The organism is Micromonospora sp. CA-111912, from assembly GCF_050948415.1.
Lineage (GTDB): Bacteria > Actinomycetota > Actinomycetes > Mycobacteriales > Micromonosporaceae > Micromonospora.
Genome location: NZ_CP192007.1, coordinates 2664830 through 2677339 on the forward strand (window position 1 = coordinate 2664830; position 12510 = coordinate 2677339).

A 12510-nucleotide genomic window follows, 5' to 3' on the forward strand; every position below is an offset into this window, starting at 1 on the left:
GGCCGTCACGGGCGGCGGCCCGCCCCTTTCGCTGAATTTGCAGACGTGCCGGAATCAATCGGCGTATTTGCTTCCAAATAGACTGATCCACTCTTATTTGCCCAGCTAGGCCGGTTGCTGTTCGTGGTCGGTGGAACTTCCACGGACCGCTGACCTGGCCTTTTGTGGGTGGCCCGGCAGTCGCTCAAAGTATTGATTGACCTGGATTCCTAACGCACCGTAGTGTTCCCCTCACTCAACGCCCAGTCGACCCCAGGGGAGGGCCGTCAGTGGCTCCTGCGCGTGCAAGATTCGCGTCAATCGTTCAAGTCGCCAGACTCAGCAGGACAGGACTGGGTCGTTTCACCCTCGCCGGCATGGCTGCGGTCCTCGCGGTCACCCTGACCGACGTGCCCAACCACCCGGCGGAGGCCGCACCGGCAAAGGCGCCGGACCGGGTGCTGGACCGCCCCGACGAGATGGCCGCGCTGGTCACCGCGCGGATGACCGGCCAGCGGGTCCGGATCACCGGCATGACCACCGAGAGCGCGGAGTACGTCGCCCACCCGAACGGGCAGGTGGAGGCGACCGTCCACACCGGCCCGGTGCGGATGCGGCGCGACAACCGGTGGGTGCCGGTCGACCTCACCCTCCAGCCCGCCGCCGACGGCTCGGTTCGGGCCCAGGCGCACCCGCTGGACCTGCGGATCTCCGGTGCCCGCAAGGCCGGCGGGGAACTGGCCGCGGTCGGCGTCGGCGACGGCCGGCTGAGCATGGGCTGGGCCGGCGCCCTGCCCGCACCGGTGCTCGCCGGCAACCGGGCCACCTATCCGGAGGTGGCCGCCGGCATCGACCTGGTGGTCGAGGCCACCCGGACCGGCTTCTCGCAGTTCCTGACCGTGAAGAACCGGCAGGCGGTGGACCGGCTTCCGGCGCTGGCGTTCCCGCTGACCGGCAAGGGACTCTCCTCGTTCAGCCAGGACAGCTCCGGCGGGCTGCTGCTCAAGGACGCCAAGGGCCGGCCGATCGCGGCTGTGCCGGCGCCGGAGATGTGGGACGCCCGGCGGAACCCGGGCACGGAGGAACCGACCCGGCGGGCGGTCGTGTCGGCGAAGTCCGAGCGGCCCACCGCGCGGTCGGGCCAGGCCAACGGCCTGACCATGCGGCTGAGCCCGGACCTGGCGTGGCTGAAGGACCCGGCCACCCAGTACCCGGTGACCATCGACCCGCAGGTCAACCCCCTCTACACGACGTTCGACACGTACGTGAAGGAGGGCGACAACGTCGACCGGGGCGGGGCGAACGACCTCCAACTCGGCCTGCTGGCCGGCACGCCGAACACCAAGGCCCGGTCCTTCGTGCACTGGGGCGTCTCCGCGCTGCGAGGCAAGCAGATCACCTCGGCGACGGTGAACTTCTGGAACTTCTGGTCGAACACCTGCACCGCCACCTCCTGGGAGATCTGGAGCACCGGCGCCGCCTCCTCGGCGACCCGCTGGGGCACCCAGCCGACCTGGGCGCAGCAGGAGGCCACCTCCACCCAGACCAAGGGCGGCACTGCCTGCGCCGACGGCTGGGTGAGCATCAGCGGCACGACGTTCTTCCAGCGGGCCGCCACCGCCAACCAGTCCACCGCCTACATGGGCGTGCGGGGCACCAACGAGGCCAGCCTCGACAGCTTCAAGCAGTTCCGCTCCCGCAACGCGGCCGACAACAGTCAGGTCCCGTACGCGGTGGTGAACTACAACTCGTACCCGACCGTCGGCACCCGCTCGACGGTGCCGGCCACCGCCTGCGCGACCGGCGCGTCCCGGCCCAAGGTGAACACCGCGACCCCGCAGCTGAAGTCGGTCGTCTCCGACGCCGAGGGGTCCACGGTCAAGGCCGAGTTCGAGTGGTGGACGTTGACCGGCATCACCAAGCTGGGCAGTGCGATCACCGGCACCGCGGCGTCGGGCTCGACGTTCAGCACCACCGTCCCGGCCGCGACGTTCACCCACAACACCTCGTACAAGTGGCGGGTGCGCGGCAACGACGGCACGGTCAACGGCACCTGGTCGGCGTTCTGCGAGTTCACCGTCGACACCTCGATCGGCAGCCCGCCAATCGTCAGCTCCACCACCTACCCCGAGAACCAGTGGGGCGGTGACGCGAACGTCGCCGGCAGCTTCACCTTCGAGGCCAACGGCATCGCCGACGCGGCGGCCTACGAGTACAGCCTCGACCTGCAGACCCTCAACAAGGTCGTCAACACTGCCACCCCGGGCGCCAACGCGACGGTGAGCATCACCCCGCTGACCCCGGGCTGGCACAACGTCTGGGCGCGCACCCGCGACTCGGCCAACAACGTGACCGACGTGCGCAGCTACCCGTTCAAGGTCGGCAACGGCGCGGTCACCTCGCCGAAGGCCGGCGACGTCAGCGGGGCGAAGGTCGTGCTCGGCTCCACCGCCGCGCCGTCCTTCGGCGACGTCACCTACCAGTGGCGGCGGGCCGGCTCGGACGCCTGGGTCGCCATCCCGGCCGGGCACGTCACGTACGCCGTCGGCGGCGGCGCGGTCACCTGGCCCGTCACCCTCACCTCCGGCGTGGCCCCCAAGCTGAACTGGGACGTCGCGGCCACCCTGGCGGCGATCGACGGGGCGAGCATCCCGCGAGACGGACCGGTGCAGGTGCGGGCATTCTTCAACCTGAGCAACTTCGGGGCGCCGGCGGACAACGTGAAGTTCCGCTTCGACCGCAACCTCGCCTCGGCCGCCACCTCCCAGGTGGGCCCCGGCTCGGTCAACCTGATCACGGGCAACTACCAGCTCGCGCAGACGGACGTCTCGGCACCCGGGCTGAGCATCTCCCGGACCGTCAACAGCCGGCAGCCGCTCGGCGCCGACCCGCTGTTCGGGCCGGGTTGGGTCTCCGGGCTCGTGGCGGAGGACGCGGAGTCGCCCTACACCCGGCTGACCGCCTACGGCAGCCTGGTCCAGATCAAGCTGCCGGATGACTCGACAATCGGGTTCACCAAGGTCGACAGCGCCGGGGTGAACTACGAACCCCAGCCCGGCGCGGAGTCCTTCAAGCTGACGTTCGCCGCGACCACGAGCACCTTCACCCTCGTCGACGGCGAGGGCAACGTGGTCACCTTCACCCGCACGTCGACCGATCCGGTCAACGTCTACACACCGACCGCGGCCGCCTCTCTCGGCTCGAACAGCACCACGACGTACACGTGGGAGAAGGCCACCATCGGGTCGAACGAGATCATGCGACCGACCCGGATGCTGGCCCCCGTCCCGGCGGGCGTCACCTGCACCACGCTGGTCAAGGGCTGCCGCGCGCTGACCTTCACCTACGCCACCGCCACGACCGCCACCGGTCTGGCCGACGGCACCTGGGGCGACTACACCGGCCGGGTGAAGGAGATCTCCTACACCGCCTGGGACCCGGACCTGGCGACCCCGGCGATGCGTACCGTCGTGCTTGCCCGCTACACCTACGACAACGGCGGCCGGCTGCGGACCTTCTCCGACCCCCGCCTCGACTACACCAGCACCGGCCCGCAGCAGCTGCGGACCGTCTACTACTACAACGGTGATGGGATCATCGTCTCGCTGACCCCGCCGTCGCAGCTGCCGTGGCAGTTCTCCTACAGCACCGTGCCGAACGACCTGGGCAAGGGCCGGCTGCACAAGGTGACCCGTTCCGCGCTCAGCGCCGGCACGACGGTCGAGACCGTGATCTACCAGGTCCCGGTATCGGGCAGCGGCGCGCCGTACGACCTGTCCGCCGGGCAGGCCGCCCGGTGGGGACAGCTCGAACCGCCGACCGACGCCACCGCCGTCTTCCCGGCCACGCAGGTGCCGACCGGTGACCCCGCCACCGGCACGCTGCCCGGCTCGTACGAGCGCGCCACGGTGACCTACCTCGACGCCAACGCGCGTACGGTGAACACCGCCCAGCCCGGCGGTCACCTCTCCACCGTCTGGTACGACGGGTACGGCAACGTGACCGGGGAACTCACCGCCGGCAACCGCAAGCGGGCCCTCGACGCCTCGGCCAGCGACAACGCCGCCGCGGAGGCGCAACTGGCGAACCGGCTCGCCGAGATCACCGGCTACTCGGCGGACGGCCAGAACGCGTTGGAGACCTTCGGCCCGGAGCACGATGTGACGCTGCCGACCGGGGTGGTGGTGCGGGGGCGGTCCCACGTCAGCTACAGCTACGACGAGGGTGCCCCGGCGACGGGAGTGCCGTTCAACCTGGTCACCACCGAGAGGGTCACGGTCAGCTACGTCAGCGGCGGCCAGACCGTGGACGCCGCTCCCCGAACCACCGTCACGCTCTACGACTGGACGCTGAGGCAGCCCACCCAGGTCACCGTCGACCCGGACGGGCTGGATCTCACCACCCGGACCGCGTACGACACGGCGGGTCGGATCGTGGCGAACACCACCCCGGCCGGTGGCAGCGTGGACACGACGCCCGCCACCCGGGTGACGGTCCACTACACCGCGGCGGCCAACTCGACGTATCCGGAGTGTGGCAACCGCGCGGAGTGGGCCGGGCTGGAGTGTCGCATCCAGACGGGTGGGCAGCCCGAGTCGGGCGCGCAACTGCCCGTCACGGTGCTGACGTACGGCCTCTACCTGCAGACGCGGGTGAAGTCCGAGAAGACCTCCTCGGGGGAGATCCGCCGAACGGAGGTGTCCTACGACGCCGCCGGCCGGCAGGCGGAGACGACCGTCAGCGCGGCCGGGCTCGGTCAGGCCCTGGAGAAGCGTCGCCAGGTGTACGACCAGGCCACCGGAGTCCTGCTGCGGACCCAGTCGGTGAACGGCTCCGGGGTGGTCACCTCGGAAGTGGTTCGGGCCTACGACACGCTCGGCCGACCCACCTCCTACACCGATGCCGACGGAAACGTCTCGGCCAGCACCTACGACGTCGCGGGTCGGCCCGTGGCGATCAGCGACGGCAAGGGCACCCGGACCTTCACCTACGACGGCGGCAGCGAGCGGCGGGGCCTGCCGACGTCGCTGGCCGACACCCAGACCGGCACCTTCACGACGTCGTACGACGCCGACGGCGCGGCCGTGGGTGAGACGCGGCCGGACGGGGTCGTCGTGGCCACCGTCGCCGACGAGGCCGCAGCACCGGTGTCGATCACCTACACCAAGCCGGGCTGCGGACAGAGCAACTGCGTCCTCTACACGGAGAGCGTGGGAGTCGACGTCCACCTGAGGCGAAGCAGTCGGGCCTCCACCCTGTCGACGCAGGCCTACTCGTACGACGCGGCGAGTCGGCTGACCGGTGTCCAGGACACGGTCGGTGGCCAGTGCACCAGCCGTCAGTACGGATACGACTCGGGGAGCAACCGAACGGACCACACCGTCTTCGGGCCGGGCATCGCCGGGGCCTGCCAGGCGGCGACCGCCGCGACCACGCAGGCCTGGAGCTACGACTCCGCGGACCGGCTCGACAGCCCGGGCTACACCTACGACGCCCTCGGGCGGACGCTCACCCAGCCGGCCGCCGACTCGGCGGTCGTCGGGGGCGGCACTGTCCAGGCGACGTATCACGTCAACGACATGGTCCGGAGCATCACCCAGGGATCCCGCAGCGCCACCTACACACTGGACGTCATCACCAACCGGGTCCGGTCCTGGGACGACACGGCGAACGGGGTCACCAAGCGCCACCACTACGGCAGCGACGGCGACACTCCCGCCTGGACCGACGAGGGCAGCGGAAACTTCACCCGCTCGATCGCCGGCCTGATCGGTCTCGCCGGGGTCTTCCACAACATATCGGGCATCACGTGGTCGATCAACAACCTGCGCGGTGACCTCGTCGCCGGTATGGCCGACGGCGGCTCGGGCCTGTCGTACACGAGCGAGCAGACGGAGTTCGGCCTGCAGCGGAACGCGTCCGACACGGGCACTCGACGCTACGGGTGGTTCGGCAGTGACCAGCGCGCGGCGGACACCCCCGGCGGCCTGGTGCTGATGGGGGTGCGGCTCTACAACCCGGCAACCGGTCGTTTCCTGCAGGTCGACCCGATCTACGGCGGCAGTTGCAACAGCTATGACTACGGCTGCGCGGAGCCGGTCAACCAGTCGGACGTCTCGGGCTGCCTGGTCAGGTGCAATCCCACCAAAAAGAACAAGAGATGGTTCTACCTGAACGAGGACCGCAAGAACACCTGGGGATCGTGGAAGTCCGTCTACAACAAGTTCTACAGCTCGCCGGCCTACCGCTGGTTCTTCAACGCCATGCAGTATTTCATCCTCTTCGGCATGTACCCCGTCTCGCAGAAGAAGCGGACCGGGTACCAGCGGTCGTACTGGGCCAGGTGTGCCCAGTACGGCGGGAAGTGGTACTGGCAGAACATGACCGTCAAGCACAACCTCTATCAGGCGCAGGCGGTCTTCAAGCAGTACTTCGGTCCCATCTTCGACCGCTACCAGACGGTGACGTCGGCGGCCTATATAACCTCAGAGCAGCAGACCTACTACTGGGACAAGTGAGCGACCGGTGTGAATGCTGGAGGTTGGGCGAAGGTGACGACGAGGAACATCTGCTCGCCGGAGCGGCCTTACAAGGTTGGGCTGCTGGTCGTCCTCGCGATCGTGTCGTTCGCGAACGCGGCCGGGTCCGAGGGTTGGTCCGGGCGCAGCCTCGGCACGGTGGCCGGTCTTGCCTGTGCGCTCGTCGCCTGGCGGACCGCGCGGGTGCGGGTGGTGATCACTGATGCGGAGGTCATCGATGTGCGGGCGCTCGCCACCCGCACGTTCGATCGGTCGCAGGTGGCCAGCGTGGGTGTCGGTCGGCCCGGCGGGATCCTCGACGGATACTGCCTGGTCCTGGCCCTGAGTAGCGGGCAACACGTCCCGCTGCTCGGATCAAGGGTCTACTCCTGGATCCCGGCCGCCGCGCACCTGCGGCGCCTGCAGGACACCCTGCCCGAGATGCGAAGGATGATGGCCGCCGGCTGACCTGTCCTCGCAAAGGAAGGCGTTTCACCACCGTTGGGGTGCCGCGGATCAGTTTCGCGGCACCCCAACGGCGCTCCGCCCGCCGCCGCGGCGGGCGTCGTTGCCCTCGGGCGGCCCGATCCGGTGGCCGGTCGAGCGTCACCCAAGGGGAACGGCCGCCAAGTCTCGGGGCGTCCGCAGGGCGGGACACGGCGGGCGGTGCCGTGGGACGCGACCCGGTCGTGACAGACTTGCCGACGTGTTGCGTTGGCTGACTGCAGGTGAATCGCACGGTCCCGCCCTCGTCGCGATGCTGGAGGGCGTGCCCGCCGGGATCGAGGTGACCACCGGCGAGATCGCCGGTGAGCTGGCCCGCCGCCGGCTCGGCTACGGCCGGGGCGCCCGAATGGCGTTCGAGCGGGACGAGGTCGAGGTGATCGGCGGGCTCCGGCACGGCGTCACCCTGGGCAGCCCGGTGGCCGTCCGGATCGGCAACTCCGAGTGGCCCAAGTGGCAGACGGTGATGGCCGCCGACCCGGTGGACCCCGACGAGCTGGCCCAGCAGGCCCGCAACGCGCCGCTGACCCGCCCCCGCCCGGGCCACGCCGACCTGGCCGGCATGCAGAAGTACGGCCACACCGACGCCCGGCCGATCCTGGAGCGGGCCAGCGCGCGGGAGACCGCCGCCCGGGTGGCCGTCGGCACCGTGGCGAAGGCGCTGATCAAGCAGGCCCTCGGCATCGAGATCGTCTCGCACGTGGTGGAGCTGGGCCCCGTCGCCGTCAAGCCGGGGCTGCGGCCCACCCCGTCCGACGCCGAGCGCATCGACGCCGACCCGCTGCGCTGCCTCGACACCGACGCCAGCGCCCGGATGGTCGCCGAGGTCGACGCCGCGAAGAAGGCCGCCGACACCCTCGGCGGCGTGGTCGAGGTGCTGGCGTACGGGGTGCCGCCGGGCCTGGGCAGCCACGTGCAGTGGGACCGCAAGCTCGACGCCCGGCTCGCCACCGCGCTGATGTCCATCCAGGCGATCAAGGGCGTGGAGATCGGCGACGGCTGGCAGCAGGCCCGCTCCCGGGGCTCCGAGGCGCACGACGAGATCATCCCGACCGCGACCGGGGTGCGCCGGGTGACCGACCGGGCCGGCGGCCTGGAGGGCGGCATCACCACCGGCGAGCCGCTGCGGGTGAAGGCGGCCATGAAGCCGATCTCCTCGCTGAACCGGGCCTTGGCCACCGTCGACGTGACCACGGGGGAGCCGGCAACGGCGATCAACCAGCGCTCCGACGTGTGCGCAGTGCCGGCCGCCGCCGTGGTCGCCGAGGCGATGGTGGCCCTCGTGCTCGCCGAGGCCGCCACGGAGAAGTTCGGCGGCGACTCGGTGGCCGAGATCCGCCGGAACCTGGCCGGCTACCTCGACGCCCTGGTGATCCGGTGAACCAGACGCGACCGGTGGTCGTCCTCGTCGGGTCGCCGGGCTCCGGCAAGACCACCGTCGGGACGGCGCTCGCCGCGCTGCTCGGGGTGGAATTCCGGGACACCGACGCCGACATCGAGCAGCTGGCCGGCAAGCCGATCCCGGAGATCTTCATCGACGAGGGGGAGGCGCACTTCCGTACCCTCGAACGGGCCGCCACCGCCGCGGCGCTGGCCTCCTGCGCGGGGGTGCTCGCCCTCGGCGGCGGCGCGGTGCTCGCGGAGGAGAACCGGGCCGCCCTCATCGGGCACACCGTGGTGCACCTGAGCGTCGAGCTGCCCGACGCGGTGAAGCGGGTCGGGCTGGGCGCCGGCCGGCCGCTGCTGGCGATCAACCCACGGGCGACGCTGAAGTACCTGATGGACCAGCGCCGCCCGCTCTACGCCGAGGTGGCGACCGCGACCGTGGTGACCGACGGGCGTTCCCCGGAGGAGATCGCCGCCGAGATCGCGGCCCTGGTCAAGCCCTGACCCACCCGGCACCGGGGGGAGAGGTCAGGAACGGGCCACCACCGGACGCGTCGGCCTCGGCCCCTTGCGCACCGGTCGCCAGGTGGCGAGCAGCGCCAGGGCGAGGGCGATCTCCGCGAGGTCGCCCCCGTAGTACATGACCGTCGCCCCGGCCCGGAGCTGCTCGGGCGGCCCCGGCACGTCCACGGCGAGCCCGGCGTACAGGAGTTGGGCGAGGGCGGCGTGGGCGGCGACGGCGACGCCGAGCACCACCAGCCGGACCGGCACCCGGGGTCGGTGCGGGCCGGGGTCGGGCCCGGCGACCGACCAGGTGAACAGGCAGCCGGCGAGCAGGAAGTGCAGGTGCACCAGGTGGTGCGCCGCCGGGTGCGCCACCGTGGCCCGGTACAGCGGGGTCAGGTACAGCAGGTACAGCCCGCCGGCGGTCAGTGTCAGCCCGGTGACCGGGTGGGCGAGCGCGGCCAGGGCCGGCCGGCGCAGCAGCCGGACCAGCGCCCGGCCGCGCCGGCGGTCCACGCTGCGCAGCAGCAGGGTGCCGGGCGCGCCGAGCACCAACCCCAGCGGCGCCAGCATGCCGATCAGCAGGTGCTGCCACGCGTGCCCGGCGAAGCCGCCCGCCGGCAGGGCGAGCCCGACCGCGAGCAGACCCGCGCCGGTGCCGAAGGCCGCCGTCCGCCGGTGCGGCCACCCGCCGCCGCCCGGGCCCCGCTGCCGCAGCGCGGCGGCGAGGTAGACCCAGAACAGCGCCAGGGGTACGAGCAGCGCAGGCCCCGGGACGAACGCGTCGTGGCCGGCGTGGGCCGGGGTCACCGCCGGTCGGCGCAGAGGTCCACGGCCGTGCCGCGGCGCTGCACCAGCCAGCCGGCGGCGACCAGCGCCGCGCCGAGCGCCAGGAACCCGAGGTCCCACCAGGTCTGGTACTCGCCGCCGCGCACGTGGTGGATGCCGAGCAGGTGGTGGTCGACGACCCCCTCGACGAGGTTGAACAGCCCCCAGCCGACCAGCGCCCAGCCCCACAGCACGGGCGAGCGCCACAGCCGACCCCGGGACCGGGTCACCCGGGAGTAGAGCAGGGCCAGGCCGGCCAGCACCGCCACCCAGGTCACCACGTGGAAGATCCCGTCCCACAGGGTGTTCATCTCCAGCCCCGGCACCGTGTCCGCCGGGTACGCCTTCACCCCGACGTTGTCGCTGCCGGTGCTGCTGAGCATGTGGTGCCACTGGAGCACCTGGTGCAGCACGATGCCGTCGGCGAAGCCGCCGAGGCCGACGCCGAGGATGGTGGCGGGCACCCGGATGTCGGCGCCGTCGATCGTGGCGGGCGCTCGGGTGTCGGTGTCGTCGGTCTTGGGTGTGGTCATCGCGGGTACCTCCGCCTCGTAGGCCGGTGCGTGCTGAACGCTGCCCCCCGCTTCTCCTGGCTAAACGCTGCCGGGCCGTGCTGGTCACGCCCCGGTGACGATCGGCCCGCCACGGAGTGGACAGTCGCCGCCGGGCCCCCGCCAGCTGGACTAGGCTGCCGGGCGATGGACGAGGTGACCCGTATTCCGGTCGGCGGCGAGCGGCCGTACGACGTGCTGGTGGGACGCGACCTGCTCGACGCGCTCCCGACGTTACTGCCCGACGCGACCCGGGTGGCGGTGCTGCACGCGCCGCCGCTGAAGGGGCTGGCCGACGCGATCTGCGCCCGCCTGGCCTCCGCCGGGATGGCCCCGCTGACCGTGGAGGTGCCGGACGCCGAGGCGGGCAAGGCCGTCGAGGTGGCCGCCGCGTGTTGGGACCGGCTCGGCGAGGCGGGCTTCACCCGTACCGACGCGGTGGTCGGGGTGGGCGGCGGCGCGGTCACCGACCTGGCCGGCTTCGTCGCGGCCTGCTGGCTGCGCGGGGTGCGCTGGGTGGCGGTGGCGACCTCGCTGCTCGGCATGGTCGACGCCGCCGTCGGCGGCAAGACCGGGATCAACACCGCGGCCGGCAAGAACCTGGTCGGCGGCTTCCACCCGCCGGTCGGGGTGCTGTGCGACCTCACGGTGCTCGACAGTCTCCCGCCGGCCGACCTGGCGGCCGGCCTGGCCGAGGTGGTCAAGTGCGGGTTCATCGCCGACCCGGTGATCCTCGACCTGGTCGAGCGGGAACGGGCCGCGGCCACCGACCCGACCTCGCCGGTGGTGCGGGAGCTGGTCGAGCGGGCGATCCGGGTCAAGGCCGACGTGGTCTCCGGCGACCTGCGCGAGTCCGGGGTGCGTGAGGTGCTCAACTACGGCCACACCCTGGCCCACGCGATCGAGAAGGTGGAGAGGTACCGCTGGCGGCACGGGCACGCCGTCGCCGTCGGCCTCGTCTACGCGGCCGAGCTGGCCCGGCTGGCCGGCCGGCTGGACGCCGCGACCGCAACCCGGCACCGCACGGTGCTCACAGCGCTCGGGCTGCCGACCGGCTACCGGGCAGACGCGTGGCCGCAGCTGCTGGCCGCGATGCGGGTGGACAAGAAGACCCGCGGCTCGCGGCTGCGGTTCGTGGTGCTCGACGACCTGGCCCGCCCGACGATCCTGGAGGGCCCGGACGACGAGCTGCTGCACGCCGCCTACGGGGAGGTCAGCCGGTGAGCGCGGCGCGGCGCGGCCCCGCCGAGGGGCAGACCCCGCGGGTGTACGTGCTGAACGGGCCGAACCTGGGCCGGCTGGGCACCCGCCAGGTCGACGTGTACGGGGCGACCAGCTACGCCGACCTGGTGACCCTGTGCGTCGAGACCGGCCGGGAGCTGGGGCTGGACGTGGTGGTCCGGCAGACCGACGCCGAGCACGAGCTGGTCGGCTGGTTGCACGAGGCGGCCGACGAGGGCGCGGCGGTGGTGCTCAACCCGGCCGCCTGGTCGCACTACTCGATCGCGGTCCGGGACGCCTGCGCGATGCTGCGCGGGCCCCTGGTGGAGGTACACATCTCCAACATCCACGCCCGCGAGGAGTTCCGCCGGCACTCGGTGGTCTCCGCCGTGGCGACCGGGGTGATCTGTGGGCTGGGCACCGACGGCTACCGTCTCGCCCTGCACCACCTGGCCGTCATCTGAGCGTGGGCATCCGCCACCGGTGCCTGGAACCACCCTCGCGGCTGCGAGCCGGCCCTCCGGGGTGCGGCTCTCCCGGGATGCCGCCTCGCAGCGCTCGCCTGCTAGCTCGTCACCTGGTCATGGACGGGTTTGTCAACAGGGCACCACGTTGTAGACCGGGCTCCAGCTGTAGACGGCGTCCTCCGAGGAAGCCCCCGGCGTCGTGAAGAGGAGTCCGCCGCTGCTGTTGTAGAACTTGGCCCGGGTACCGGATGATTGGTTGTTCTTCCACGAACCAGAACTGCTCCACGGGATCGAGTAGGGCGAACAGTTGTACATGTCGATGACGCTGCCGGTGTAGTAGCTTCCGCTGAAGGCGCAGAAGTACAGGTAGAGGCAGCTCAGCATCGTGCTGACGTCACCCGACGCGCTGACCCTGCGGGCGTACAGCTCGCCGGGGAGCGGTTCGATGAGTTCCCCGACGCCGGCCAGCTCGATGGTATTGATGGAGATCTGGGTGCCACCGGAACGGGCCAGGTGTGCGTCCATCCGGCTCTGGAGTGTCCTGGCTTCGTC

Annotated in this window: 9 protein-coding genes; 6 read left to right on the plus strand and 3 right to left on the minus strand. The window is 71.6% G+C overall.

The genetic code is table 11. From position 1 onward, the window contains the following. The first annotated feature begins 356 nt into the window (after positions 1 to 356). The 4 genes from ACQPZO_RS11190 to ACQPZO_RS11205 all read left to right on the plus strand — a co-directional run bounded on the left by ACQPZO_RS11190 (position 357) and on the right by ACQPZO_RS11205 (position 8891). Positions 357 to 6497 (plus strand): RHS repeat-associated core domain-containing protein, encoded by a 6141-nt coding sequence (locus ACQPZO_RS11190; RefSeq protein WP_433349470.1) that lies wholly within the window; start codon positions 357 to 359, stop codon positions 6495 to 6497. Positions 6498 to 6530: 33 nt separating this feature from the next. Continuing rightward, positions 6531 to 6965 (plus strand): hypothetical protein, encoded by a 435-nt coding sequence (locus ACQPZO_RS11195; protein WP_433349472.1) that lies wholly within the window; start codon positions 6531 to 6533, stop codon positions 6963 to 6965. A 238-nt stretch (positions 6966 to 7203) separates the two neighbouring features. Then, positions 7204 to 8382 (plus strand): chorismate synthase, encoded by a 1179-nt coding sequence (gene aroC / locus ACQPZO_RS11200; protein ID WP_433349474.1) that lies wholly within the window; start codon positions 7204 to 7206, stop codon positions 8380 to 8382. After that, entirely contained in the window at positions 8379 to 8891 is a 513-nt protein-coding gene (locus ACQPZO_RS11205; protein ID WP_433349476.1) for a shikimate kinase, read from the plus strand. The genes aroC and ACQPZO_RS11205 overlap by 4 nt, the downstream gene beginning before the upstream one ends. 24 nt (positions 8892 to 8915) lie before the next feature. Here the strand turns inward: ACQPZO_RS11205 and ACQPZO_RS11210 are convergent, their stop codons facing one another. Next, complete coding sequence (locus ACQPZO_RS11210) at positions 8916 to 9701, minus strand: cytochrome c oxidase assembly protein (RefSeq protein WP_433349478.1); 786 nt, start codon at positions 9699 to 9701, stop codon at positions 8916 to 8918. Then, positions 9698 to 10252: a DUF2243 domain-containing protein gene (locus ACQPZO_RS11215; RefSeq protein WP_433349480.1), complete on the minus strand. Its 555-nt coding sequence runs from the start codon at positions 10250 to 10252 to the stop codon at positions 9698 to 9700. The genes ACQPZO_RS11210 and ACQPZO_RS11215 overlap by 4 nt, the downstream gene beginning before the upstream one ends. 165 nt (positions 10253 to 10417) lie before the next feature. Between ACQPZO_RS11215 and aroB the strand changes: the two genes are divergently transcribed. Next, positions 10418 to 11494: a 3-dehydroquinate synthase gene (gene aroB / locus ACQPZO_RS11220; protein ID WP_433349481.1), complete on the plus strand. Its 1077-nt coding sequence runs from the start codon at positions 10418 to 10420 to the stop codon at positions 11492 to 11494. Further along, the gene (gene aroQ / locus ACQPZO_RS11225; protein ID WP_433349483.1) at positions 11491 to 11955 is read left to right on the plus strand and encodes a type II 3-dehydroquinate dehydratase; all 465 of its coding nucleotides are present in this window, start codon (positions 11491 to 11493) and stop codon (positions 11953 to 11955) included. Before aroB ends, aroQ begins: the two co-directional genes overlap by 4 nt. 132 nt (positions 11956 to 12087) lie before the next feature. Here aroQ and ACQPZO_RS11230 read toward each other — a convergent pair whose 3' ends face one another. Next, complete coding sequence (locus ACQPZO_RS11230) at positions 12088 to 12483, minus strand: hypothetical protein (protein WP_433349485.1); 396 nt, start codon at positions 12481 to 12483, stop codon at positions 12088 to 12090. Positions 12484 to 12510 lie beyond the last annotated feature (27 nt).

Bases quoted from the DNA above. Each gene is read 5' to 3' on its own strand.
- ACQPZO_RS11230 (WP_433349485.1), bottom strand. From the start codon at position 12,483: ATGGACGCACACCTGGCCCGTTCCGGTGGCACCCAGATCTCCATCAAT.
- ACQPZO_RS11215 (WP_433349480.1), bottom strand. From the start codon at position 10,252: ATGACCACACCCAAGACCGACGACACCGACACCCGAGCGCCCGCCACG.
- aroB (WP_433349481.1), top strand. From the start codon at position 10,418: ATGGACGAGGTGACCCGTATTCCGGTCGGCGGCGAGCGGCCGTACGAC.
- ACQPZO_RS11190 (WP_433349470.1), top strand. From the start codon at position 357: ATGGCTGCGGTCCTCGCGGTCACCCTGACCGACGTGCCCAACCACCCG.